The organism is Stenotrophomonas sp. STEN020 (genome assembly GCF_056760195.1).
The window spans coordinates 36,336-60,633 of the sequence record NZ_JBRREI010000028.1; the positions used below are offsets into that span (position 1 = coordinate 36,336).

At 64.0% G+C, this 24,298-nt stretch carries 24 protein-coding genes and 3 tRNA genes; 15 read left to right on the forward strand and 12 right to left on the reverse strand.

The genetic code is table 11. The features are described 5' to 3' along the window. Positions 1-6 precede the first annotated feature (6 nt). On the forward strand, positions 7-1,293 hold the full coding sequence (gene purD, locus ACVOLZ_RS13015; RefSeq protein ID WP_481516525.1) for a phosphoribosylamine--glycine ligase: 1,287 nt from the start codon (positions 7-9) through the stop codon (positions 1,291-1,293). A gap of 447 nt (positions 1,294-1,740) precedes the next feature. Here purD and ACVOLZ_RS13020 read toward each other — a convergent pair whose 3' ends face one another. Further along, positions 1,741-2,736 (reverse strand): aldo/keto reductase, encoded by a 996-nt coding sequence (locus ACVOLZ_RS13020; RefSeq protein ID WP_481516526.1) that lies wholly within the window; start codon positions 2,734-2,736, stop codon positions 1,741-1,743. A gap of 83 nt (positions 2,737-2,819) precedes the next feature. On the opposite strand from ACVOLZ_RS13020, the gene ACVOLZ_RS13025 reads away from it, so the two are divergent. Continuing rightward, on the forward strand, positions 2,820-3,740 hold the full coding sequence (locus tag ACVOLZ_RS13025) for a LysR family transcriptional regulator (protein ID WP_481516527.1): 921 nt from the start codon (positions 2,820-2,822) through the stop codon (positions 3,738-3,740). A gap of 91 nt (positions 3,741-3,831) precedes the next feature. Continuing rightward, positions 3,832-6,000 (forward strand): YccS family putative transporter, encoded by a 2,169-nt coding sequence (gene yccS, locus ACVOLZ_RS13030; protein ID WP_481516528.1) that lies wholly within the window; start codon positions 3,832-3,834, stop codon positions 5,998-6,000. 135 nt (positions 6,001-6,135) lie between these two features. Here the strand turns inward: yccS and ACVOLZ_RS13035 are convergent, their stop codons facing one another. Further along, positions 6,136-7,335: an MFS transporter gene (locus tag ACVOLZ_RS13035; RefSeq protein WP_481516529.1), complete on the reverse strand. Its 1,200-nt coding sequence runs from the start codon at positions 7,333-7,335 to the stop codon at positions 6,136-6,138. 97 nt (positions 7,336-7,432) lie between these two features. On the opposite strand from ACVOLZ_RS13035, the gene ACVOLZ_RS13040 reads away from it, so the two are divergent. From ACVOLZ_RS13040 to ACVOLZ_RS13060, 5 genes are all read left to right on the forward strand, one after another. Then, positions 7,433-8,305, forward strand: coding sequence for a LysR family transcriptional regulator (locus tag ACVOLZ_RS13040; RefSeq protein ID WP_481516530.1), 873 nt, complete (start codon positions 7,433-7,435; stop codon positions 8,303-8,305). An 82-nt stretch (positions 8,306-8,387) separates the two neighbouring features. Further along, the gene (locus tag ACVOLZ_RS13045) at positions 8,388-10,277 is read left to right on the forward strand and encodes an MFS transporter (protein ID WP_481516531.1); all 1,890 of its coding nucleotides are present in this window, start codon (positions 8,388-8,390) and stop codon (positions 10,275-10,277) included. Between the two features lie 96 nt (positions 10,278-10,373). Continuing rightward, entirely contained in the window at positions 10,374-10,706 is a 333-nt protein-coding gene (locus ACVOLZ_RS13050) for a hypothetical protein (protein WP_481516532.1), read from the forward strand. Between the two features lie 31 nt (positions 10,707-10,737). Further along, positions 10,738-11,088 carry a CD225/dispanin family protein gene (locus ACVOLZ_RS13055; RefSeq protein ID WP_481516533.1) on the forward strand — a complete coding sequence of 117 codons (351 nt, stop codon included), beginning with the start codon at positions 10,738-10,740 and terminating at the stop codon, positions 11,086-11,088. Continuing rightward, positions 11,088-11,498: a DUF2752 domain-containing protein gene (locus tag ACVOLZ_RS13060; protein WP_481516543.1), complete on the forward strand. Its 411-nt coding sequence runs from the start codon at positions 11,088-11,090 to the stop codon at positions 11,496-11,498. The genes ACVOLZ_RS13055 and ACVOLZ_RS13060 overlap by 1 nt, the downstream gene beginning before the upstream one ends. Before the next feature lie 144 nt (positions 11,499-11,642). Here ACVOLZ_RS13060 and ampE read toward each other — a convergent pair whose 3' ends face one another. The 5 genes from ampE to ACVOLZ_RS13085 all read right to left on the reverse strand — a co-directional run bounded on the left by ampE (position 11,643) and on the right by ACVOLZ_RS13085 (position 15,163). After that, positions 11,643-12,527, reverse strand: coding sequence for a regulatory signaling modulator protein AmpE (ampE, locus tag ACVOLZ_RS13065; RefSeq protein ID WP_481516534.1), 885 nt, complete (start codon positions 12,525-12,527; stop codon positions 11,643-11,645). Positions 12,528-12,593: 66 nt separating this feature from the next. Then, positions 12,594-13,505, reverse strand: coding sequence for an NAD(+) diphosphatase (gene nudC, locus ACVOLZ_RS13070; RefSeq protein ID WP_481516535.1), 912 nt, complete (start codon positions 13,503-13,505; stop codon positions 12,594-12,596). A gap of 61 nt (positions 13,506-13,566) precedes the next feature. Then, the gene (gene erpA / locus ACVOLZ_RS13075) at positions 13,567-13,953 is read right to left on the reverse strand and encodes an iron-sulfur cluster insertion protein ErpA (protein ID WP_282270651.1); all 387 of its coding nucleotides are present in this window, start codon (positions 13,951-13,953) and stop codon (positions 13,567-13,569) included. Positions 13,954-13,985: 32 nt separating this feature from the next. After that, a complete protein-coding gene (locus ACVOLZ_RS13080) occupies positions 13,986-14,420 on the reverse strand; it encodes a bactofilin family protein (protein WP_481516536.1) in 435 nt (144 codons plus the stop codon). 2 nt (positions 14,421-14,422) lie between these two features. Continuing rightward, complete coding sequence (locus ACVOLZ_RS13085; RefSeq protein WP_481516537.1) at positions 14,423-15,163, reverse strand: DUF6776 family protein; 741 nt, start codon at positions 15,161-15,163, stop codon at positions 14,423-14,425. A gap of 168 nt (positions 15,164-15,331) precedes the next feature. Between ACVOLZ_RS13085 and ACVOLZ_RS13090 the strand changes: the two genes are divergently transcribed. The 3 genes from ACVOLZ_RS13090 to ACVOLZ_RS13100 are packed head-to-tail and all read left to right on the forward strand — an operon-like array spanning position 15,332 to position 20,231. Further along, positions 15,332-15,973 carry a DUF4126 domain-containing protein gene (locus tag ACVOLZ_RS13090; protein ID WP_481516538.1) on the forward strand — a complete coding sequence of 214 codons (642 nt, stop codon included), beginning with the start codon at positions 15,332-15,334 and terminating at the stop codon, positions 15,971-15,973. A gap of 17 nt (positions 15,974-15,990) precedes the next feature. Beyond that, positions 15,991-17,811, forward strand: coding sequence for an EAL domain-containing protein (locus ACVOLZ_RS13095; RefSeq protein ID WP_481516539.1), 1,821 nt, complete (start codon positions 15,991-15,993; stop codon positions 17,809-17,811). Continuing rightward, complete coding sequence (locus ACVOLZ_RS13100) at positions 17,808-20,231, forward strand: ATP-binding protein (protein WP_481516540.1); 2,424 nt, start codon at positions 17,808-17,810, stop codon at positions 20,229-20,231. The genes ACVOLZ_RS13095 and ACVOLZ_RS13100 overlap by 4 nt, the downstream gene beginning before the upstream one ends. Before the next feature lie 16 nt (positions 20,232-20,247). Here the strand turns inward: ACVOLZ_RS13100 and bfr are convergent, their stop codons facing one another. From bfr to ACVOLZ_RS13115, 3 genes are all read right to left on the reverse strand, one after another. Then, complete coding sequence (gene bfr, locus ACVOLZ_RS13105; RefSeq protein WP_481510232.1) at positions 20,248-20,718, reverse strand: bacterioferritin; 471 nt, start codon at positions 20,716-20,718, stop codon at positions 20,248-20,250. Positions 20,719-20,831: 113 nt separating this feature from the next. Next, the gene (locus ACVOLZ_RS13110) at positions 20,832-21,032 is read right to left on the reverse strand and encodes a (2Fe-2S)-binding protein (protein ID WP_296249808.1); all 201 of its coding nucleotides are present in this window, start codon (positions 21,030-21,032) and stop codon (positions 20,832-20,834) included. Between the two features lie 80 nt (positions 21,033-21,112). After that, on the reverse strand, positions 21,113-21,724 hold the full coding sequence (locus ACVOLZ_RS13115) for an RNA pyrophosphohydrolase (RefSeq protein ID WP_481516544.1): 612 nt from the start codon (positions 21,722-21,724) through the stop codon (positions 21,113-21,115). Positions 21,725-21,842: 118 nt separating this feature from the next. On the opposite strand from ACVOLZ_RS13115, the gene ACVOLZ_RS13120 reads away from it, so the two are divergent. The 3 genes from ACVOLZ_RS13120 to ACVOLZ_RS13130 all read left to right on the forward strand — a co-directional run bounded on the left by ACVOLZ_RS13120 (position 21,843) and on the right by ACVOLZ_RS13130 (position 22,196). Next, positions 21,843-21,919 (forward strand) — tRNA-Met (locus ACVOLZ_RS13120). 26 nt (positions 21,920-21,945) lie between these two features. Further along, positions 21,946-22,020, forward strand: a tRNA-Gln gene (locus tag ACVOLZ_RS13125). A gap of 101 nt (positions 22,021-22,121) precedes the next feature. Then, a tRNA-Gln gene (locus ACVOLZ_RS13130) sits at positions 22,122-22,196 on the forward strand. 378 nt (positions 22,197-22,574) lie between these two features. Here ACVOLZ_RS13130 and rpsI read toward each other — a convergent pair. Together rpsI and rplM are read right to left on the reverse strand one after the other, a co-directional pair. After that, positions 22,575-22,967, reverse strand: a complete 393-nt coding sequence (gene rpsI, locus ACVOLZ_RS13135; protein WP_057626426.1) for a 30S ribosomal protein S9 — start codon at positions 22,965-22,967, stop codon at positions 22,575-22,577. 2 nt (positions 22,968-22,969) lie between these two features. Beyond that, a complete protein-coding gene (rplM, locus tag ACVOLZ_RS13140; protein WP_481516541.1) occupies positions 22,970-23,398 on the reverse strand; it encodes a 50S ribosomal protein L13 in 429 nt (142 codons plus the stop codon). A gap of 206 nt (positions 23,399-23,604) precedes the next feature. Between rplM and coq7 the strand changes: the two genes are divergently transcribed. Beyond that, the gene (coq7, locus tag ACVOLZ_RS13145) at positions 23,605-24,249 is read left to right on the forward strand and encodes a 2-polyprenyl-3-methyl-6-methoxy-1,4-benzoquinone monooxygenase (protein WP_481516542.1); all 645 of its coding nucleotides are present in this window, start codon (positions 23,605-23,607) and stop codon (positions 24,247-24,249) included. Positions 24,250-24,298: the final 49 nt, after the last annotated feature.

A 24,298-nucleotide genomic window follows, 5' to 3' on the forward strand; every position in this document is an offset into this window, starting at 1 on the left:
GACCCCATGAAAATCCTCGTCATCGGCTCTGGCGGCCGCGAACACGCACTTGCCTGGAAGTTGGCGCAATCGCCGCGCGTAAGCGAAGTGATCGTCGCCCCCGGCAATGCTGGCAGCGCCACCGAAGGCAAGTGCCGCAATGTCGCGATCAAGGTCAACGACATCGAAGGCCTGCTGAAGCTGGCGCAGGACGAGTCCGTGGGCCTGACCGTGGTCGGCCCGGAAGTGCCGCTGGTGCTGGGCGTGGTGGATCGCTTCCGTGAAGCCGGCATGCGCATCTTCGGGCCGACCGCTGCTGCCGCGCAGTTGGAAGGCAGCAAGGCCTTCGCCAAGGATTTCCTCGCCCGTCACGGCATTCCTACCGCGTACTACGCCGTGCATACGGAAGTGGACGCGGCGCTGGCCTATCTGCATGAGAAGGGCGCGCCCATCGTGATCAAGGCCGATGGTCTTGCTGCCGGCAAGGGTGTGATCGTGGCGATGACCATGCAGGAAGCCGAAGCCGCCGTACATGACATGCTCAGCGGCAATGCCTTCGGCGATGCTGGCGCACGCGTGGTGATCGAGGAATTCCTCGAAGGCGAAGAAGCCAGCTTCATCTCGATGGTCGATGGCCGCATCGCATTGCCAATGGCCACCAGCCAGGACCACAAGCGCGTTGGCGATGGCGATACCGGCCCGAATACCGGCGGCATGGGCGCTTACTCGCCGGCACCGGTGGTAACCCCGGAAGTGCATGCACGGGTGATGCGCGAAGTGGTTGAACCCACCGTCGCCGGCATGATCGCCGACGGCGTGCCGTTCACCGGCTTCCTGTATGCCGGTTTGATGATCGATGCCGACGGCGCGCCGAAAGTGATCGAATTCAACGTGCGTTTCGGCGACCCGGAAACCCAACCGGTGATGCTGCGCCTGCAGTCGGACCTGGTGGATCTGGTTGAAGCGGCCATTGATGGCGCGCTGGCTGGTGTGGAAGCGCAGTGGGACCCGCGTCCGTCGCTGGGTGTGGTGCTTGCTGCCAAGCCTTACCCGGAAACGCCGATCGTCGGAGATGTGATCAGCGGATTGGCTGATGTGCCGGCCAGTGCCAAGGTATTCCATGCGGGTACCGCACTGGATGCTGACGGCAATGTGGTCAGCGCCGGCGGCCGTGTGCTGTGTGTTGCTGCATTGGGTGACAGCGTTGGCGATGCGCAGAAGCATGCGTATGCAGGTGTTGCAAAGATCCACTGGGCCAATGAGTTCCACCGCAACGACATTGGCTGGCGCGCGATTGCGCGCGAGCAGCAGTAAGCAAAGCGCACGAAACGGTAGTGCCGAGCCATGCTCGGCAAGGGGCTTTATCGGTATTGCCGCAAAAGCTACCCCTCCCCAACCCTCCCCTGCACTTCGTGCAAGGGAGGGAGCCGAAACGTAGTGCCGAGCCATGCTCGGCAGGGGCTTCACCGGCAATGCCGCAGAAGCTACCCCTCCCCAACCCTCCCCTACGCCTACGGCGCAAGGGAGGGAGCAGAAATGTAGTGCCGAGCCATGCTCGGCAGGGGCTTCACCGGCAATGCCGCAGAAGCTCCCCTCCCCAGCCCTCCCCTGCACTTCGTGCAAGGGAGGGAGCCGACGTAGTGCCGAGCCATGCTCGGCAGGGGCCTTGTCGGGAAAGCTTCAGCCGAGCATGGCTCGGCTCTACATTTGCAGGCCGCAACCGAGCATGGCTCGGCTCTACATGTGAAGCAGAGCTCAGCGCTACCGATGCACGCTGCCAATGCTCGCCGCCGGATAACGCAAACCCGCCGCCGCATCCACCGGGAATACCGCGTCAATCCGCGCCAGGTCCTCAGCACTCAGCAACACATCCAGCGCACCCAGATTCTCTTCCAGATACGGCAAGCGCTTGGTCCCGGGAATCGGCACCAGGTCATCGCCCTGCGCCAGCACCCAGGCCAAGGCCAATTGCCCCGGCGTCACACCCTTGTCGGCGGCAATCGCATTGACCTGCTCCACCAAGGCCAGGTTCCGATCGAAGTTCTCGCCCTGGAAGCGCGGCGAATTGCGCCGGTAATCACCGTCCTCGAAATCGGCAGGGCTGCGGATCGCGCCAGTCAAAAAGCCACGCCCCAACGGCGAGTACGGCACGAACCCAATACCCAGCTCACGCACCGTCGCCAGTACATCGTTCTGCTCCGGCTCGCGTGACCACAGCGAATACTCGGTCTGCAGCGCGGTTATCGGGTGCACTGCATGCGCGCGGCGGATCGTCTCTGGCGCGGCCTCGGACAGGCCCAGATAACGCACCTTGCCCTGCTCGACCAGTCGCGCCATCGCACCCACGGTGTCCTCGATCGGCACCAACGGATCAACCCGGTGTTGGTAGTACAGGTCGAGATGATCAACGCCCAAGCGCTGCAAGCTGGCCTCGCAGGCAGCCTGCACATACTCCGGCCGGCCGTCGACACCACGCGCCTGCGGATCATTGGCATCCAGCCGCACACCGAACTTGGTGGCCAGGAACACTTGCCCACGACGATCGGCAATCGCCTTGCCCACCAGCACCTCGTTGGTATGCGGGCCGTACATATCGGCGGTATCCAACAGCGTCACGCCACGCTCCAGCGCGCGGTGGATCACCGCAATCGAGGCGGCGTCATCACCACGGCCGCCATAGAACGCGCTCATGCCCATGCAGCCCAGGCCAAGCGCGGAAACGACAGGACCATTGCGGCCCAGAACTCGGGTTTTCATCGGCGACTCCAACGGGGGAAAGGACGGAGGCAACTGTAGGCCCTCGCCACTATGTCGATAAAGGCGGATACTCCGCACTGACCATGAAGCCTGACTTCACAGTAGATCCAGCCCTGTTGCCGGCCTTGGCGGCCTTCGCCTGCGTGGCCAGGCATGCCAGCTTCCGCCAGGCTGCGATCGAACTGGCGGTATCACCGTCAGCCTTGTCGCAGACCATCCGCAATCTGGAACGCCGTCTCGGCACCCGTCTGCTGCAGCGGACCACGCGCCGGGTCGGTCTGACCGAAGCCGGCCAACGCCTGCTGCTCGACACCGCGCCGGCGCTGGCCCGTATCGGCGAGGCACTGCATGCGATGGAAGCCAACCGCGATGTCGCCACCGGTCAGCTGCGCATCACCGCGCCGCGCTTCGCCATCGAGTACCTGCTGCTGCCGCATCTGCCCGCCTTCCATGCCGCCTACCCGCAGGTGGAAGTGGAACTGGCGATGCAGGCAGCGATGGTCGATGTGGTCGGCGAAGGGTTCGATGCCGGCATTCGCCTGGGCGAATCACTGGCTGACGGCATGATCGCGGTGCCGTTGGGGCCGCAGCTGCGCTGGACCGTGGTCGCCGCGCCAAGCTATCTGGATCGCCATGGCACACCGCAGACGCCCGAAGCCCTGCTCGGCCACGCCTGCATCCGCCACCGCAGCAGCAGCGGCCGGGTAATGCCGTGGGAGTTCAGCCGCGATGGCCGTGACTTCAGCCTCGATGTAAGCGGACCGCTGCTGCTCAACGACAGCACGCTCGCCCTGCAGGCCGCGCGTGATGGCCTGGGCCTGTTGCAGGTCTTCGAGCCCATCGCCCGCGCCGACATCGACGCTGGCCGCCTGCGCAGCCTGCTTGATGCCTGGCAGCCGCCCTATGCCGGCTTCCATCTTTACTACCCCTCGCGCGAACAACTGGCGCCCAAGCTGCGTGTCTTCCTTGATTTCATGCGCGCCGCCAACGTAGCTGCAACGTGATCAAGCCGCTTCAAGACGTATCGCGCTTGCCTGCATCGCGATGGCACCGCAAGCTGACAGTCCATTGACTCCGCGAGCTTCCGCTTCCGGCATGCGCCGCCTCGACCGTCACCTCGGCCAACTCTGGGCCCACGAAAAAGCCAGCTACGGGCTGCGCGTGTTCATCGCGCTCACCGCCGCCATCGCCTATGGCTGGTACGACGGCCACCTAGAAGCCATTCCTGGTCTGTTCCTGGGCATCATCGCCAGCGCCATCGCCGAGACCGACGACAACTGGTGGGGCCGCACAAAATCGGTGGTGTTGTCGTTGCTGTGCTTTGCCGCTGCTGCGGCGGCGGTCATCGCACTCTTCCCCTACCCCGTCCCCTTCATCAGCGCTTTGGCGTTGACCGCCTTCGGCCTGACCCTGCTCGGGGCGCTGGGCGAGCGTTATGCCTCCATCGGCCAGGCCACGGTGACGCTGGCCATTTACGCGATGATCGCGATGGACCAGCACCACAACGTCAGCCAGCAACAGGCGCTGCGCGAGGTGATCCCGCTGTTGGTCGGCGCCGCCTGGTACGGCCTGCTGTCGATCCTGTGGACAGCGATGTTCGCCAACCGCCCGGTGCGCGAGCGGCTGGCGCGGCTGTTCTTCGAACTCGGCCACTACCTGCAGCTCAAGGCCGACCTGTTCGAGCCGGTGCGGCAAGGCAACCTGGAGGCACGCCGACTGGCCCTGGCCGAACAGAACGTGCGCGTGGTGCAGGCACTGAACATCGCCAAGACCGCCATTCTCAGCCGCTTCGGCCGCTCCGGCCGGCCCGGCGTGCAGTCAGGCCTGTACTTCCGCCTGTATTACATGGCGCAGGATTTCCACGAACGCGCCAGCTCCTCGCACTACCCGTATGAAGCGCTGGCCGATGCCTTCTTCCACAGCGACGTGCTGTTCCGCTGCCGGCGCCTGCTGTCGCTGCAGGGCAAGGCCTGCCAGACGCTGGGTGAGGCCATCCGCCTGCGCCAGCCGTTCGACTATGGCGAACGTACCCGCGTCGCCGGCCAGGACCTGCAATCTTCTTTGCAGTACCTGCGCGAGCAGCGCAACCCGCAATGGACGCGCCTGCTTGGCTCGCTACAACTCCTTGCCGCCAACCTGACCAGCATCGAACGACAGTTGTCCGAAGCTGCACTGGCGGATACGCCGCTGGAAGGCATCGATACCCGCCTGCGCGATTCCTCACCGCACACCTTGCGTGAGATGGGCACGCGCCTGCGCCAGGCATTGACGCCTGGCTCGCTGCTGTTCCGCCATGGCGTGCGCATCGCGCTGGCGCTGATCGCCGGTTACGCGCTGCTGAAGCTGGTGCACCCGGAGAACGGCTACTGGATTCTGCTGACCATCGTCTTCGTCTGCCGGCCCAACTTCGGCGCCACCCGCCTGCGGCTGGTGCAGCGTATCGCCGGCACCCTGCTCGGCCTGGGCGTGACCTGGGCGCTGATGCAGTTGTTCCCAGGCACCGGCCTGCAGCTGCTGTTGGCCTTGACCGCTGCCTTGCTGTTCTTCATCACCCGCACTGATAGATATCTGCTGGCGACCGCTGCGATCACGGTGATGGCGCTGCTGTGCTTCAACCTGATCGGCAACGGCTTCGTGCTGATCTGGCCACGCTTCCTCGACACTTTGATCGGCTGCGTCATCGCTGCCATCGCCTCGCTGCTGATCCTGCCCGACTGGGAAGGCCGGCGCCTGCACAAGGTGATGGCGCAGGTGATCGCCACCAGTACCGCCTACCTGGATGAAGTGCTGGGCCAGTACCGCAGCGGCATGCGCGACGACCTGCCCTACCGCATCGCCCGCCGCGACATGCACAACGCCGACGTCGCACTGTCGGTGGCCTTGGCGAACATGCTGCGCGAGCCTGGCTATGCGCGTGGCAACCTGGATGCGGGCTTCCGTTTTCTCGCCCTGTCCAACACCTTGCTTGGCTATCTGTCGGCCTTGGGCGCGCATCGCGCGCGGGCTGAAGCGGTCAATGAAGATGCGCTGGTTGCTGAAGGGCATCGACAACTGCAGCAGTCACTGGCTGCGTTGGCCCTAGCCTTGGGCAAGCGTCAGCCAGCGGAACCGCAGGAAGATGAGATCGCGCTGGCAGATGCGCTGGAGCAGATGCCGGACGAGATCGATGAGAAGTCGCGGCTGGTGCGCACCCAGCTGGCCTTGATGCTGCGGCTGTTGCCGAAGCTTAGGGCAGCTGCGGAAGAGGCGATGTTGCCGGCGTAGTGGCCGTTGCTTCTACCCCCTCCCTTGCGCGGAGGGCTGGGGAGGGGTGCTGTTGATCTTGCCCTTGGTTTTACCTTCAGCAAGGGCAAGCCTTGCAGCGCAACCCGCGAGCGGAACCATCACCAGCTTCGCGGCTTACGCCGCTCCTACAGCAGCACGACGTACCGGCATGAAGTACACCAGCAGGCCGATCGCGGAAACCATGCCACCCAGCACGCAGACACCCGTCCAGCCATAGCGCGCCCAGGCCACCGTGCTCAATACCGAGCCGCTGGCACCGCCGATGAAATAGCAGGTCATATACGCCGAGGTGATGCGGCTGCGGGCACTTTCATCCAGCTGATAGATCACGCTCTGGTTGTTGATATGCACCGCCTGCACGGCGATATCCAGCAACAACACGCCTACCACCAAAGCCGCCAGCGACACCGGCGAAAATGCCAGTACCACCCACGACAGCAGCATCATCAACAATCCGCCGACGGCCACCGCGCGGCCATGGCCACGATCGCTCAGCTTGCCGCCGCTGCTGGCAGCCAGCGCACCGGCCGCGCCGATCAGACCAAACAAGCCAATCGTGGCGATCGAGTAACCATAGGCCGGGCCGGACAACAGGAACGCCAGCGGCGTCCAGAACACACTGAAGGCCGCGAACGACAACGCCCCCAACAGCGAGCGCTGACGCAGCAGCGGCTCATCACGCAGCAACACCAGCACCGAACCAATCAGGCGCGGGTAAGACAGCGTGGCGCTGGGCTGATGCGCGGGCAGCAGCCGCGCCAGCACCACCGCCAACAGCAGCAGCGCCACGCAGGCCACCCAGTAAATGGTGTGCCAGGAACCCAATCCAGTCAGCACACCGGAGGCGGTACGCGCCAACAGAATGCCCAGCAGCAAGCCGGCCATGATGGTGCCCACCACCCGGCCACGTTGCTCCGGTTCGGCCAGACCCGCCGCGTGCGCCACGATGATCTGCGCCGCCACCGCGCTGAGCCCGGACAGCGCCGTACCCACCAGCAACTGCATGAAGTGCGTCGCGGTCGCGCTGATCGCCAAACCCACTGCCGCCAGCACGAACAGCACAACGATCAGCCGGCGCCGCTCCAGCCTGTCGCCCAGCGGCACGATCAGCATCAGGCCAACGGCATAGGCCAACTGCGCCACCGTCACCGCCCAGCCGGCCTGCTCGGCGCTGATCTGGAACTCCTGCGCCAGGATCTGCAGCAAGGGCTGTGCGTAATAGTTGCCGGCCACGATCAGGCCGGTGGCTGCGGCCAGCAGCAGCACCTGTGCCTGGCTCAAGGGGCGATGGGATGGGGATGCGGGGGTATTCATGGGGGAGACCACAGCGGGAACAGGGGCAAGTCTGGGCCGATGCCATCAATGACGCCAATGTATTGTTTTCATCTCATCCATCTGTTTCAGTGATGGCATGTTTACTTTGCGCCAGCTCGAATTCGCCGTCGCCGTGGCCGAGGAAGGCGGTTTCACCGCTGCCGCCGCCCGCTGCCACACCGTGCAGTCGGCGCTGAGTCACCAGATCGCGCGGCTTGAGAACGCCTTCGGCACGCGCCTGTTCGAGCGCAGCCACCGGCTTGTACGGCCCACCGCGGCTGGCGAGGTGTTCCTGCACAACGCTAGGCTGACCCTGCAGGCGGCCGCCCGCCTGCAGGAGGAAATGGCGCTGACCCTGGGCACGGTGCGTGGCCGCATCAACATCGGCCAGATCACCTCACTCAATGTGGTCGATGTACCAGCACTGCTGTCGGCGTTCCGGGCCGCCCACCCTGCCGTCGAAGTACACCTGAAGGCCGGGATGAGCGATGTGCTGCTGGCCGAACTGGAGCAAGGCAGCCTGGACGTGGCACTGGTCGGCGTCGGCCCGCAGATCACCCTGCCGCCACAGCACCGCCTGTTGCATGAGGAAGGTCTGTCGCTGGTGATGCCTATCGATCATCCCTTGGCCAGTCTCGCGGCTATCCCGCTGCAGGCGCTGCAAGGCCTGCCCTTGGCCGCCCTGGTGCCCGGTGCCGGGGTGCGGCGCATGCTGGATGACGCCCTGCGCGAACGTGGCATCCTGGCCCAGCTGCAATACGAGGTCACCCATAGCGAGTTGCAGCAGCAACTGGTCGCTGCCGGCCTGGCGGTGGCGGTGGTGCCGGACAGCATGGCCGCGCGCATGCAGCGCACGCTTGTGCGGCCGCTGGCTGAGCAATTCCGCTTCCGCACCTGCGCGGTGTGGCGGGCCGATCCAACCCCGGCGGCGCGTGCGCTGCTGGGCCTGTTACCCGCCAGCGACGCTTGAGAGACGTCTGCAAGGCGCCCCCAGCTTGACCAATACGATCATGCGGTTCTGCTAATGTGCCGCGCAGCACCGAGGAGACACGATGTCCGGCCACAATCAGTTCGCCCTGCTCAAGCAGCGCCGCTTCCTCCCGTTCTTCATCGTCCAGGCGCTGGGTGCGTTCAACGACAACATCTATCGCCAGGCAATCATCGGCCTGCTGTTCTACCTGGGCGTCAGCAGCGAAGAACGCACGCTGTACACCAATCTGGCACCGGCACTGTTCATCCTGCCCTACTTCCTGTTTTCGGCGTTGGCCGGGCAGATCGCCGAGAAGCTGGAAAAACAGAAGCTCATCGTCATCACCACCACCATGGAAATCGTGGTGATGTCGCTGGCGGCAGTCGGCTTTCTCACCCAGAACATGCCGGTACTGCTGGTCGCGCTGTTCTGCACCGGCCTGCAATCGACCTTGTTCGGCCCGGTCAAATACTCGGTGCTGCCGTCCATCCTCAAGCCTGAGGAATTGACCGGCGGTAATGGTCTGGTGGAAATGGGCACTTCCATTTCCATCCTCAGCGGCATGATTGCCGGCGGCATGATCTTCGCGCTGGCCGGTGCCCATGGCCCGATCGTTGCCGCCGTCGCGATCATTGCGCTTGCGCTGATAGGCAACATCACCGCGCGCATGATTCCGCGCGTGGACGCGGGTGCACCGGAACTGAAGATCAACTGGAACCCTATCAGCGAATCGCTGGTGGTGCTGCGCCTGGCCAAGAAGCAGAAGGCGGTACGCAACGCCATCCTCGGCGTGTCCTGGTTCTGGTTCTTCGGCACCGTGCTTACCTCGCAGCTGCCGACCTACGCGGTGGTCAACCTCGGCGGCAACGACATCCTCTATATCTTCACGCTGGCGCTGTTCTCGCTGGGTACCGGCGTCGGCTCGCTGCTGTGCGAAAAGCTGTCCGGGCGCATCGTCGAAATCGGCCTGGTGCCGCTGGGCGCCTTCGGCATGAGTGCGTTCCTGCTGGATCTGTATTTCGCCCGTACCGGCGCGGTCACCGCAGCTGGGCTGGATGTTGCCGGCTTCATCCAGCAGCCCGGCAGCTGGCGCATCATCATCGACCTGCTCGGCATCGGCCTGTTCACCGGCTTCTTCGTGGTGCCGCTGTTCGCGCTGATCCAGAGCCGCACGCCGAAGTCGGAAATGTCACGTGTGTTCGCCGCGCTCAACATCCAGAACTCCGGCTTCATCGTGTTGGCTGCGGTGCTGGGCCTGATCACCCAGAGCGTGTTCAAGTGGAGCATCCCGCAGCTGTTCCTGGCGCTGGCCATCGCCAATATCGTGGTCGCGGTCTACATCTTCAGCATCGTCCCCGAGTTCCTGATGCGCTTCCTCAGTTGGGTGATGGTGCGCACCCTGTACCGGCTTCGGGTCAAGGGCGTTGAAGACAATGTGCCGGATGAAGGTGCCGCGCTGATCGTCTGCAACCACGTCAGCTACATGGATGCGCTGATCCTGTCGGCGGTGATCCCGCGCCCGGCGCGCTTCGTCATGTATTACCGGATCTTCAACGTGCCGGTGATGCGCTGGATCTTCAAGACCGCCAAGGCCATTCCGATCGCCAGCCCCAAGGAAGACGCCGCGCTGATGCAGCGCGCCTTCGACGAGGTGGATGCGGCGCTGGCTGAAGGCGAGCTGGTCTGCATCTTCCCCGAAGGCGCCTTGACCAAGGACGGCGAGATTGCCGCCTTCAAATCGGGCGTGGAGAAGATCCTGGCCCGGCGCCCGGTGCCGGTGGTGCCGATGGCGCTGAAGGGCATGTGGTCCAGCATGTGGAGCCGCCGTGATAGCCGACTGGGGCAGATGCGAGTGCCGCGTCGCTTCCGCGCACACATCGAGGTTGTGGCCGGGCCTCCGGTGGATGGCGCCCAGACCGATGCCTCGCAGCTCGAAATTCTGGTCCGCAAGCTGCGTGGTGATGAAGCCTAAGTAGGGAAACCCACTTTCCAGAAATAGGACAAGTGGCTAGGCTAGCCCCCTATGTGCCTGCCGGGGACCGCAGCACAGCCAAGGAGCAAGGGGACAATGGACAACGCCACGCCATCACTGCCAGCCGTGCCACCTGCGCCACCAACGGCGCCGCAGCAGGTGCACCACTACTATCATCCGCAGAAATCCGGCGGGATAGCAGCGTTGCTGGAGGTGCTGCCGGGGTTTTTCCAGGTTTTCGGCATTGGTCACCTGTACGCAGGCAACGTCGCCACCGGGCTGATCATCATGTTCGGCTACTGGGCAATTGCCTTCATCAACTTCCTGCTGTGCTTTGTCTTCATCGGTTTCATCACGTGGCCCCTATGCTGGATCGCCACAATGATCATCTCGCCGCTGACTGCGGCGAATGCCTGCAAGTCACGTTAGCTTCCTCTTCTCCCTCCAAAAGGACTTACCAATGAATGACGTTGCGCCGCAGAGCACAAACACCCCGAACTATCTGGTCTGGTCGATCACAGTCACCGTACTGAACTTCCTGGTCTGCTGTCTGGCGTGCTGGAACTTCCCAGGCATCGTCACCGGTATTGTCGGCATCGTGTTCGCCTCCAAGGTCAACTCCAGACTCGCCGTGGGTGATATCGCTGGTGCCCAGGCCGCTTCCCGCAACGCCAAGATCTGGACCTGGGTAACCACCGGCTTCCTGATCCTGGGCGTGCTGATCGCCGTGGCCTCGCTGATCTGGCTTGGCACCGACGGCTACATGGACAAGGTCAACGAATTGCGCCAGCAGATCGAAGCGGCCGGGTGATAGCTGCACGGCGCTGGTTGCTGATCGCCTCGCTCCCGGCCACGCTTGTGGCCGGGACCGGCGTCTGGGCGTTGCGCACATTTGACCCCAACCTTCCGGGCAACCCCTTCCCACCCTGCATGTTCCTGCTGGTGACTGGCCACTACTGTGCAGGCTGTGGCCTGACCCGGATGCTGCATGCACTGGTGCATGGCGACTTGGCCACAGCCGTCCACATGAACGTGCTGGCCATGCTGCTGCTGGTGGCAACGCCCTTTACCGTGGCGTGGCTTGCAGGCTGGAAGCCCGCATTCCTGCTACCAATGGCCAGGTTGATGAGCTCGGCGTGGTTCTGGGGGGTGTTGTTCATCGGTTTCTGGATCGCCCGCAACCTGCCTTGGTATCCATTCAATCTGCTGGCGCCGGGCTGAAAGCCGGACGCGGCAAACGCGTAGCCTGGGCGAGCACGGCGCACCCGGGAAGCAGGTATCCAGTGGTAAATCAGGCTGTCGGTCAAGTGCCCCGGGTGCGCTGCGCTTACCCGGGCTACGGTCGCATCCAAGCTGCCGCTTGGCTCAGCCCACCCAACCAGCAATAACCAGCAAGGCCAGCAACGCCATCCACAGCAGCAGCATGCGCCAGACCAGACTCATCGCATCGCGCAGTTCCGGATAGCGTTCGTCTGCCGGGACCTGCCCGGCCAGCCGCGCTTCTTCAGCCTCCTCGACCAGCTCGGCGCCAACGCTGGCGCGTGCGGCCTCGGCCAGAAAACCAAGCTGCAGCGCCCAGCGATTGCCAGCAGCGCGACGCCAGGCCGAAAACACCGTGTCGAAATTGCCGACCAAGGCCATCGACAGCGTCATCAGCTGCGCTACCGGCCACTCCAGCACGGCCAGCAACACATCACCGGCATGCCGCTCTTCGCTGGACAGGGTTGTTGATTGCAGACCCTGCGAGGATTGCGCCAGCAGCCTGTACAACACCGCGCCCAATGGCCCCAGCAACAGGAACCAGAACAGCGGTGCAAACCAGCGCCGCAGTGCATTGATCGCGGTCGCCTCGACCAGCCCCGGCGCGTCTTCGCGCATGCTGCCGCCAGCGGCCTGCAGCCTGGATGCCGCCAACGCAGCAGCGGCCTCGTCTTCGGCATCGATCACCGCCTCGACATCTCGATCCAGGTCGCGCGGGCCCCAGCACAGCGCCAGTACCGCAATGCCGAACAACAGCGCCGGCAGACCGAACAGACGCTCAGCCAGGGCCCATTGCAGCAAGCCGATCAACAATACGCAGGGCGCGATCAGCAGCAACACACTGTAGTGCGCGGCCGATTCGCCCAGCTGCGCACGCAACCAGCCCAGGCAACGCCCGAACCAGCGCCAATCCCGCAACGTGGCCAGCAGCGTGGGGGCCAGGTGGCCGAGCACCAGCGCGGCGATTACCGCTACCAAGGTTGTGAACATGCGATCCCTCCGGCCTGTGATTGTAGGCCCTGCCAACGTTGCAACGGCTGGCAACCGATGCGGCGATCAGTCCTCACGGTGCTGACTCTGGTACCACTGCTCGATCAGGGTGCGCGCGATCGACAGCCGCGGCGGCAGCAGGATGCCCTGTCCGTCGTCGTTGTTCTCACGCTGCAACGCCGCGCCGACCTCCTCGACGCTGAACCAGCGCGCGTCTTCCAGCTCACCATCCACGGTCGGCAGGTCGTCATGCGCAGTCGCGCGAAAGCCCACCATCAAGGCGCCCGGGAACGGCCACGGTTGGGTGCCCTGGTACTGCGCCTGGATCACCCGCACCCGCGCTTCCTCGAATACTTCCCGGGCCACGGTCTGTTCGAAGGTTTCACCGGGCTCGACAAACCCGGCCAGCACCGAATAGCGGCGCGCGACCCAGCTGCTTTGCCGGCCCAGCAACAGGCGGCCATTGTTTTCGACCGCGACGATCACCGCCGGGTCCACGCGTGGGTAGTGCTCGGTGCGGCATTGGTCGCAATGGCCAATGAAACCGAAGCGACCAAAGCGCACCGGCGAGCCACAGACGCCGCAGAAACGATTGCGCGAATGCCAGTACGACATCCCGCGCGCATAACAGAACACGTCGGCCACCTCGGCCGGCCAGGTCACTGCGGCCTGGCGCAGGTCCATGCGCTGCGGTGCCTGCACGCTCAGCGTTGCCGCTTCGGCGACAAACCAAGCGCGGCCTTCACGCAGTCCAAGGAAGATCGCCGTGCCCGGGCCACCGCCCAGATCGGTGCCACTGAACAACGCCGGCTGCCGGTCATCATCGGCAAACGCGGTGCCATCAACGTCCAGTACCAATACCTGCGCCGTCGGCCATAAAGCGGCCAATGCATCGGCATCAGCACGCAGCGCATCGGCACGGTCCAAGGGCGCGCCAACAAAGGCGTGCCCGACAAAGCGGGATTCAGAATTCAGCATCCGCAAGAGCCTGACGACAAAGCCGCACAAGCGCAACCAGCCGCAGTACGGCCGGAACGGCTTAGACCGAGAAGCTGCTACCGCAGCCGCAGGTGGTGCGGGCGTTGGGGTTGCGGATCACGAACTGGGCACCGGTCAGGCTTTCGCTGTAATCCACCTCGGCACCCATCAGGTACTGCAGGCTCAGCGGATCGACCAGCAGGGTCACGCCTTCGGTGACCACCGCCAGATCGTCTTCGGCACGGTTTTCATCGAACTCGAAACCGTACTGGAAGCCGGAACAGCCGCCACCCTGGATGTAGACACGCAGGGCGAGCGCAGCGTTGCCCTCGTCCTGGATCAGCTCACGCACCTTGGAGGCAGCCGCCGGAGTGAAATTCAGCGGACGGTCCAAGGACTGGTAATCAGGCGCCGGCTGTACGCCGGGCAGGGAAACTAAGGTGCTCATGGCGCTCAGGATGGGGGCGGTAAGCCCCTGTTTCAAGCCGCAGTGGCTTCAGCTTTCTTGGACTTCTCGGCGGTTTTGGCTTCCGGCGCCGGCAGTGCGGCCATCGCCGCGGTGTGCAGCAGGCGGCCGTTGAGCTGGGCACCGGCGCTCATTTCCACCACCGTGTAATGCACGTTGCCGGTGACACGAGCGCTGGGGGTCAATTCGATGCGCTCACTGGCATGGACGTCGCCTTCCATGCTGCCGCTGAGCACCACCACGGCGGCGCGGACTTCGCCTTCAATGCGGCCTTGTTCAGCCAGGGTCAGCATCGCCTTGGCGCCTTCCTCGGCAATTACCTTGCCGATGATGCGGCCTTCCACATACAGGCTGCCGCTGAATACCACGTCGCCGCGGATTTCCACCTGGGAGCCGATCAGGGCGTCTACGGCCAGGTCGGTATCGTGCTTGGACTTGCTTTTGAACATGTTTATTCCCCTCTGCCGTTGCCAGCGAGTTTCCAATCGAATGTCTGGTTGGAGCCCCCCCCGGATCCGGACAGGGAGACTCGCACACGTTGCGGTGTGAAATCTCGGGGCAGCATCACGCTACCGTCCAGCTGTTGAAAATAACGGAAGGAATAATCCTGCCCCGGCGCGCCTTTGCGCTGATGTAGGTCATCCCAGCTCACGGTTGTCAGCTTTCCATCCTTCACACCCTCAACCGAGAACCGCATCTGGCCCTGGCTGATCGCGCCGCGATTGAGATTCTGGGTCAACACCACGCTGTAGTGCCAGGTGCCTGCGGCTTCCGGGGTGAACTCCACCGAGTGGGTGTTCAGTCCTTTGCGCTGGCTGGTGGAACCGACCAGGCGTTCATAGAAGGCGACGTCGGCGCGCAGGCCGGCAATCTCTTCATCGCGCTCGGCAAGCGAGGCCTGCACTTCGCTGTTGGCAGCGCGGCTGATCTTGTCCGATGCCTCCAGCGTGGCCTGGCGCTGGCGCAGCTCTTCCAGCTGACTGCGCTGCTGGCTTACCAAGGCCTCGCTCTGGCGCAGCTTCTCGCGCATGCCACCGGCATCAGGCGAGGCATAGCGCGCTACCAGCCAGCCAACCAGCAGCAGCGACAGCAGCCATGCTGCCGCAAGAACAGCAATCGGCACCCAGCCTGGGCGCGGGGTCGCGCCACCACGCGGGGTGATCTGGAAACGTGAAGAAGGTCGGTTGGTCATGGCAGGCTCCAGTGCTCCCGGAAGGGCGACACCCGTGCTCGATCTGGAACGACGGGCCAGTGTAAACGACAGCAATGCACACGCGCTTGCGCGCTGGCGGCTGGCATTCACCGCAGGCATGCTCGATAGTTGCGATCCTGCTCACAGTATCCGGCCGAACCACCTCCCATGACCGAAGCCCACGTATTCGTCATCGGCATCCTGCTGGCCTGGCTGGCCGGCATCCGTGTCTATCTGACCGTGTTCGGCGTCGGTATGGCCGGACTGATGGGCTGGGTAGACCTGCCGCCGGCATTGCAGGCCACCGAATCCTGGTGGGTGCTGGGCACTTCCGGCGCCTTGGCCGTGGCCGAGTTCTTTGCCGACAAGATCCCGGGCGTGGATTCGATCTGGGATCTGCTGCAAACCCTGGCGCGGGTCCCGGCCGGCGCCTTCCTCGCCGCTGCCACGCTGTCACCCAATGGCGAACTGAGTACCGGCGTATTGGCCGCGGGTGCCGGCATCGCGCTGACCAGCCATGGCCTGAAGGCCGGCACCCGTGCCCTGCTCAATACTTCACCGGAACCGGCCAGCAACTGGGTAGCCTCGTTCGCCGAAGACAGCGTGGTGATCGGCACCTTGGCGCTGGCATTGGCGCACCCGTGGCTGGCACTGATCTTCGTACTCAGCGCCAGCATCATTGGCGCGCTGACGGTATGGCTGGTGTGGCGCATGCTATGGCGCGGGCTCAAACGTATGTTCGCCAGCACCGACACACCAGCTTCAGCACTGCCCAAGCCCGGTGACCATTCGCTGCCACCCGCCCCGTGACCACATAATCCCCATCGATGGCCAGCAACGACACTCTTACCGCCGCTAACCGCCCGCTACGCGCGGAAACACCACCAGCCGATTACTGGCAGCGCTGGAGCGTGCGCAATGCGCCGCCCACCGAAGCCGTGCAGGCACAGCTCAAACCCGGCGCCGACGCAGCTGCGGCAGCCATGGCCAGCGATGTCGGCGATGACACGCCCTACCGCGTGCTGATCGTGGAGGACAACCGCTCGCAGGCACTGTTCGCGCAAAGCGTGCTGCATGGCGCCGGCATGCAGGCCTTCGTGCAGATGGAAGTGGAAGGCGTGCAACAGGCCATCAGTGAACACCGCCCGGACCTGATCCTGATGGATCTGCACATGCCCGGGCTCGACGGCATGCGCCTGACCGCGATGATCCGCCAGCAACCACACCAGCAACTGCTGCCGATCGTGTTCCTGACCGGCGAAGCCGACCCCGACCGCCAGTTCGAAGTGCTCGACTGCGGCGCCGACGACGTGCTGGTCAAACCGATCCGGCCGCGCCACCTGGTCGCCGCCGTCGCCAACCGTATCCGCCGCAACCGCATGCAGGCGCCGGGCAAGGCCGACGCCGGCCCGCTGATGAACAACCCCGAGACCGGCCTGCCGACCCGTCACAACGTGATGCAGCAACTGCAGACCGCCATCACCGAGCGGCAACCGGCCGGCCTGATGTTCATCGAGATCGCCAGCGCGCTGGGTCTGCGCGAGCGCTATGGCTATGCCAGCTACGAGCGCTTGATGGTGCAGGCCGGGCAGCGCCTGGCCGAGAACCTGCGCCCGCACCAGCTGGCCCGCCTCAATGACAACAGTTTCCTGCTGCTTACCCGCGGCATCGAAGAAGCGGCAGTGCCGGCGTTGGCGCAGCAGGTCCGTGATGGTCTGTCCGCGCAGCCCTTTGCGCCACGCGAAGATGAATCCGTGTTCCTGCGCTGCGTGGTCGGCCACGCCAACCTGTCGCAGGACCTGAACGATGCCGACGCCGCGCTGGAAGCGGTGGAACGCACCGCCCTGCAGGCGCGCCTGAGCAGCACCGGCATTGCGGCCTACGAAAGCAACGACGTCGCCATCAACAACGAACACCTGGCCCTGCTCGATGGCCAGATCGAACTGGCTTACCAGCCTATCGTCGCGGTCGCCGGCGGCGACACCGCGCAGTACCAGCTGCTGCTGCGCCTGCGCCAGAGCAACGGCACCTTGCTGTCTGCTGGCCAGGTGATTCCCGCAGCCGAAGCCGCTGGGCGCATCGCCGACCTTGACCAGCAGGTAGTCGAACACGCGCTGGGCCTGCTGCATCTGTATCAGTTCGCGCAACCGCCAATGCGCCTGTTCGTCTCGCAGTCGCTGCGCTCGCTGTCACGCAGCGCCTATGCCGAATGGCTGCTCAATGCGCTGCAGGAACGACAGGTAGCCGGCAACGGGCTGGTCATCGATGTGCGCCTTTCCGACGCACTGGTGCATGCGGTAAGCCTGCAGCAGTTCTGCGCGCAGCTGATGCCGGCCGGTGTGCAGTTCTGCCTGAGCCAGTTCGAGCCCGGCGCCGAAGCCAATGCCCTGCTGAGCCAGCTGCCGCTGAGCTTCGTGCGCATGGCCGCACGCTACGCCGAAAGCCATACCAACCAGAAGCTGCGTGACGAACTGCGCGGCACCATCGACCTTGCCCACCGCGCCAACCTGCAGATCATCGGCCAGCAGATCGAAGATCCGCAGGCCGCTGCCGCGATGTGGATGGGCGGCATCGACTTCATCCAGGGCAACGTGGTGCAACGCGCTGGCAGCGAGCTCAACTTCGACTTCCAGAACGCGGTGCTGTGAGCGCGGCCACGTCGGGCGCTGCGCGCGCTTGGGCACTGCTGGCAGCGGGCTGCGCCGCTGCCGTGTGCGCGATCAGTTTCATTCCCGCTGTCCCTGCAATCGCCGCCACTGCCAGTGCTGGCGTCGCAGCGGTCGCCGCGCTGCTGGCAGCCGTCAGCGCCAGCCGGCAACTGCGGCAGGCGCATGCCCAGCAATTGCAGCTCGAAGAACGAGCGCTGGAAAACACCCGCCTACGTGCTGCCGCACAGGACCACAGCACACTGCAGGAGGCACTGCTGCAAGCCAAACAGGCCGCCGAAGCCGCCACCCTGGCCAAGGGTGAATTCCTGGCCACGATGAGCCATGAAATCCGCACACCCTTGAACGGCATCCTGCCGATGTTGGAACTGGTGGCACAAGGCCCGCTGAGCCTGGACCAGCGCAACATGCTCGATACCGCCACCGACAGTTCACGGCAGCTGTTCCGCATCGTCGACGACATCCTCGATTACTCCAAGCTGGAAGCGAACCGCCTCGAGCTGGAAATCACCACCTTCAACCTGCGCGAAACCCTGGACGGCATGTTGCGGCTGATGCAACGCGCGGCCGAGCACAAAGGTCTGCGCCTGTCGCTGCACATCGACCCTGCGGTGCGCCTGTCGGTACGCGGCGACCCGGTGCGCCTGCGGCAGATACTGGGCAACCTGCTGGTCAATGCGATCAAGTTCACCGAACTGGGCGAAATCAGCATCCACGTAAAGCGCCTGGGCGAAACCGCCGCGCAGCATCGCCTGCGCTTTGAAGTACGTGACACCGGCATCGGCGTGGATACAAGCCAGCAACAGCGGCTGTTCAACGCCTTCACCCAGGCCGATGCGTCCACGACCCGACTGTACGGCGGGACCGGGCTGGGGCTGGCCATCTGCAAGCGCATCGTCGACCTGATGCACGGCAGCATCGGTGTGCACTCCGAGCCCCTGCGTGGCTCCACGTTCTGGTTCGAAATTCCGCTGTTGAAAGTCATCGGCGACCTGCACCAGCCCGACCACCTGCGCAAAGTGCGTCAGGTACTGCTGGTCACCCCTGAGCAACGGCTGCGCCAGCGGCTGCAGTTGATACTGCCGAACTGGGGCTACCAGCCGGTTGTTGCCAACAACCTGCAGGAAGCATTGGAACGCCTGCGCATGCCCACTGTGTCCGGCATCTTCCATGCCGTGATCGGCGACCTGGAGCCCCTGCGCAACAGCGCCCCGGCCCTGCAACGCGCCATCGAACGCATGGATGACAGCCGGCCACGCCTGCTGTGGCTATACGGCGATGCCGCGATCGCCGACGGGCTGCGCGATGGTGCCACCTTGTTGCCGCGCCAATTGCCCGATACGCAGCTGCGCAATGCCTTGGCCGAACCGCTGCAGCTTGCTGCCAGCCCACCTCCCTCACTCTTGCCAAGCAACGCCTTTGCAGCTGCGACAACGCCTGTTGCGGCTACGTCCACTACGACAGCGGCAACAATTGCACCGGCAGGCTTCCCGGCAAGCGCGCAAAGCAAGCCGGTGACAGCGCCAGCCGCAGTCACCAGCAACGCCAACGCAGGCGCTGACCTGGCTGGCATGCTGGTGTTGTTGGTCGAGGACAACTCGGTCAACCTGATGGTTGCGCAGAAATTGCTGAAGGTCCTCGGCGCCAGCACCGAAGCCGCCGAGAACGGCGCCATCGCCCTCGACAAGATGCACGCCAAGCGCTACGACGCGGTGCTGATGGACTGCCAGATGCCGGTACTTGACGGCTTTGCCGCCACCGGCCGTTGGCGCGAGCACGAAGCCAGCAGCGACGCCAGCAGCCGGCTGCCGATCATCGCCATGACCGCCAACGCCATGGCTGGCGACCGCCAGCGCTGCCTGGACAGCGGCATGGACGAATACCTGTCCAAACCCATCTCCCGCGCGCAACTCCTGAACTGCCTGCTGGCCTTCAAGCCCGCATCCACCGCAACTGCCGATCCGGTTACCAGCATGCCCAGCACCAACCTCTCCGCCAACGCTTTGGCCGCCGCCTCCACCGCCCATACCGATGGCATCACCGCCTCGATACTGGAGCGCGGCGTGCTGGATGAACTGTTCGAGATTGCCGGTGACGAGATCAACGCCATCATCGACGTGTTCCTGGACGAGACCCCGCAACTGGTGCGGCATCTGCAGGAAGCAGCGGTGATGCCCGACCTGAAACGTCTGGGCGAGCTGGCGCACAGCCTGAAATCTTCAAGCGCCAATGTTGGCGTGCTGGCCTTGTCTGAAGCCGCGCGCCGGCTTGAGCACGGCGCACGCAGCGGCACGCTGGAGCGGCCCACCGTGATGGTGGCGCTGATCGTGGCGGAGTTTTCGCGCGCGCGCATGGCGCTGGCCGGCTATCAGACCGAACAGCGCGCGCAAGCGCAGGAGTGATCCCGCTGCGGCGGGATCAGTCTTCCAGCTTGGTGAGCAGGTAGTTCGGCTCGCCAATGCGCTCGATCAGATCAAGCTGGGTTTCCAGCCAATCGATGTGCTCTTCCTCGGAATCGAGGATCTTCACGAACAGCTCGCGGCTGACGTAATCACTGATCGACTCTGCATAGGCAACTGCATCGCGCAGCACCAGTGCAGCCTCGTTCTCCAGCGCCAGGTCGCACTTGAGGATTTCGGTGGGGTTCTCGCCGATACGCAGCTTGCCCAACGCTTGGAAATTGGGCAGACCTTCGAGGAACAGAATGCGATCGGAAAGCACGTCGGCGTGCTTCATCTCGTCGATCGATTCCTTGTATTCGTGTTCGGCCAGCTCGTTCAAGCCCCAGTTCTTCAGCATCTTGGCGTGCAGGAAGTACTGGTTGATGGCGGTCAACTCGTTGTAGAGGACCTTGTTGAGAAATTCGATGACCTTGGCGTCGCCTTTCATGGCGCTGACTCCGACTAGAGGAACGAGCGCACTTTACCGGTTGCCGGCAGACAATGAAGGAACGCGAATCGTGATCATTAGCCACCGCCGTTGGCGGTGGCGGCAAGGCCTGTTCAGGCCGCCCGCAGCAGCGGCAAGGGCAGCTCGCGGGTAGCGCGCGCCTGCTCCAGCAGGCCAGCCGCCATGTCCAGGCAGGAACCACAATTGGAGCCGCAGCCGGTGCGCATGGTCAGCTCAGACACCGTGTCGCAGCCGGCAAGCGCGGCTTCACGGATCTGGTGATCGGTAACTCCATTGCAGATGCAAACGTACACGGCTTGACGCCCCTGAACCCGGCACGTATCGGCCGTGTCAGCATTCAATCGCAAATGCGAATGGTTGTCAATTTCGGGCGTTAATCATTATTAATCTTCTTCCCGCGCCAAACCCCGGGCCGCCGCGGGCGCTTGCGCGGCCGCTCATGGCCAGCACTGCTACCCGGCATCCAGGCCTCCTGTGCGGCCGCAGGCATCGCCTGCACACCCTGGCCTGCGATACCCCGCGCCAAGGGCGCCAGATGGCGCAGCGCGCGCGCGTAAACGCCACGCTTGAAGATGACCACGTGCTCCACCGGATACCAGAAATCGACCCAACGCCAGTGGTCGAACTCCGGCGTATCGGTTTCATCCAGCCGCACATGCGCCTCGTCGCCGGTCAGGCGCAGCAGAAACCAGACCTGCTTCTGACCGATGCAGACCTGCTTCTCGGTGTGGCGGATGGCCCGCGGAGGCAGCCGGTAGCGAAGCCAACCGGGGGTCGCCCCTAGGACTTCAACGTGTTCAGGCAGCAGGCCGGTTTCTTCCTGCAATTCGCGATACATGGCCTCGACCGGGGTTTCATCGGTATTCATGCCGCCCTGCGGGAACTGCCAGCCATCCCGGCGCACGCGTCGTGCCCAGAAAACCTGCCCGTCTTCCCGCATCAGCACTATGCCGACGTTCGGTCGATAGCCGTCCGGATCGATCACGATGCGGACTCCTAAAATTTCTACTGCCGAGGACTCTGCCATGGCTGCTGTCATGCCACAAGCACGGAAATACCTGTTGACAAAACCTCGCGACACCACCAGAATTACCGGCTCCCAAGGCTATGTAGCTCAGCCGGTTAGAGCACAGCACTCATAATGCTGGGGTCGGTGGTTCGAGTCCACCTATAGCCACCATGGGACGCAGGTTAGACCTGCACTACAGCCCCGTCGCCAAGCGGTAAGGCATCTGACTCTGACTCAGACATTCGGAGGTTCGAATCCTTCCGGGGCTGCCAAACATAAAAGGCCTGATCGAAAGATCAGGCCTTTTTCTATTCAAGACCATCACACCCAGAGCAACCAGCAGGCCGGGTGTGCGATAATCTTCACGCACCATAGCCCCGTCGCCAAGCGGTAAGGCATCTGACTCTGACTCAGACATTCGGAGGTTCGAATCCTTCCGGGGCTGCCAAATACTTAAAAGACCAGATCGAAAGATCTGGTCTTTTTTTGTGGCTGAAGCCTGAGGATTGGCAGAAGCAAAAGCTTAAGAGCCAAAGCACCCCTTCCCAGCCCTCCCCTGCGCTGTGCGCAAGGGAGGGAGCGGATGGCCGCGCTCGATGCATATCCGGCGCGGGAAGTGCCACACTTACCCCCTCCCTTGTGCGTAGCGCAGGGGAGGGCTGGGGAGGGGTGCTCTGGCTCTGGCTCTGGCTTTGGCTTTGGCGAATCACCAATTCCGAATCACCAACCCCCAACCCCATTCCCAACCCCAGAAACGGCAAAAGCCCGGCCGAAGCCGGGCTTTTGCTTTCCCAGTGGGATTCCAGAGAACCCCACCCCGAAGCGATTAACGCTTGGAGAACTGGGTAGCGCGACGTGCCTTGTGCAGGCCAACCTTCTTACGCTCGACTTCACGGGCGTCACGGGTCATGAAGCCAGCCTTGCGCAGCTCGGACTTCAGGGTTTCGTCGTACTCGACCAGCGCACGGGCGATGCCCAGACGGATCGCACCGGCCTGGCCGGTGGTGCCGCCGCCGGCAGCAGTGACAAGAATGTCAAAGCTTTCGGTGTTCTGGGTCAGTTCCAGCGGCTGACGCACGATCATGCGTGCAGTCTCACGGCCAAAGAACTCGTCCAGCGGACGGCCATTGACGGTGATGTTGCCAGTGCCCTTGCGCAGGAACACGCGAGCGGTGGAGGACTTGCGGCGGCCAGTGCCGTAGTTTTGAGTGATAGCCATGATTAGATATCCAGAACCTGCGGCTGCTGTGCTGCGTGCGGATGCTCAGTGCCTGCATAGACCTTGAGCTTGCGGTACATCTGACGACCCAGCGGGCCCTTCGGCAGCATGCCCTTCACAGCGGTCTCGATGACGCGCTCCGGGTGACGCTCAAGCGCCTGCTCCAGGGACTCGGTCTTCAGGTTACCGATGTAACCGGTGAAGCGATGGTACTTCTTGTCCTTCAGCTTCTTGCCGGTAACAGTGATCTTGTCGGCATTGATGACGACCAGGTAATCACCGGTGTCAACGTGCGGGGTGTAAACCGGCTTGTGCTTGCCACGCAGGCGGCGAGCCAGCTCGGTGGAGAGACGGCCCAGCGTCTTGCCGGCGGCGTCAACGAGGTACCAGTCGCGCTGGACGGTCTCGTTCTTTGCAGTGAAAGTGCTCATAAAGAACTCAGGTAGGTCGGGCTGGTTACGGCGAGATGAACCACCGGAACTTTGCCACGCGTTGTGAAGGTGAAACAGAAGATGCGGGATTGTACTGGCCACACGCCCCCGGCGCAACTCAGCCCCTGAACGGGCACCTCGCCCCGGCCTTGGCAGGCTGCGGGCCAACGGCGAGAATCGGGCATACCCCACTGCACCGCCCCGCCATGATCACCGCCCGCGTACACACGCCACTGGACCACCTGCTGACCGAAGCCCAGCGCGCATTGGATACAGTATTCGGCAATCCGCCGGCCGCCCGCCCCAATCCGGCCGGCGACACCCCCGAGGTGGTGCTGGAACCAGCCGAGGCCCGCCACGCAGCCGGACTGATGCGCATCAACCACGTCGGCGAGGTCTGCGCGCAGGGGCTGTATTTCGGTCAGGCAGCGGTCGCCCGCGACCCGGCCACGCGTGCACATCTACTGGAAGCGGCGCAGGAAGAGACCGACCACCTGAGCTGGTGCGCCGATCGCCTGCGCGAACTGGACAGCCGCCCCAGCCTGTTCAACCCACTCTGGTACGCAGGGAGCTACACCATCGGTACCCTGGCCGGCCTGCGCGGTGACGGCTGGAACCTGGGCTTTGTGGTCGAAACCGAGCGCCAGGTGGAGGCCCATCTGGACGAGCACCTGCAGACCCTGCCGCCGACCGACCAGCGCAGCCGCGAGATCCTCAAGGTGATGAAGCTCGATGAAGCACGTCACGCCGAGCACGCCGAACATGCCGGCGCGCGCAAGCTGCCGTTCCCGATCCCGTCGGCAATGGCCCTGGCGTCCAAGGCGATGAAGGCCGTGGCCTACAGGGTTTAAAGCGTCACCTGTAGTGCCGAGCCATGCTCGGCAGGGGCCTTACCGGTAA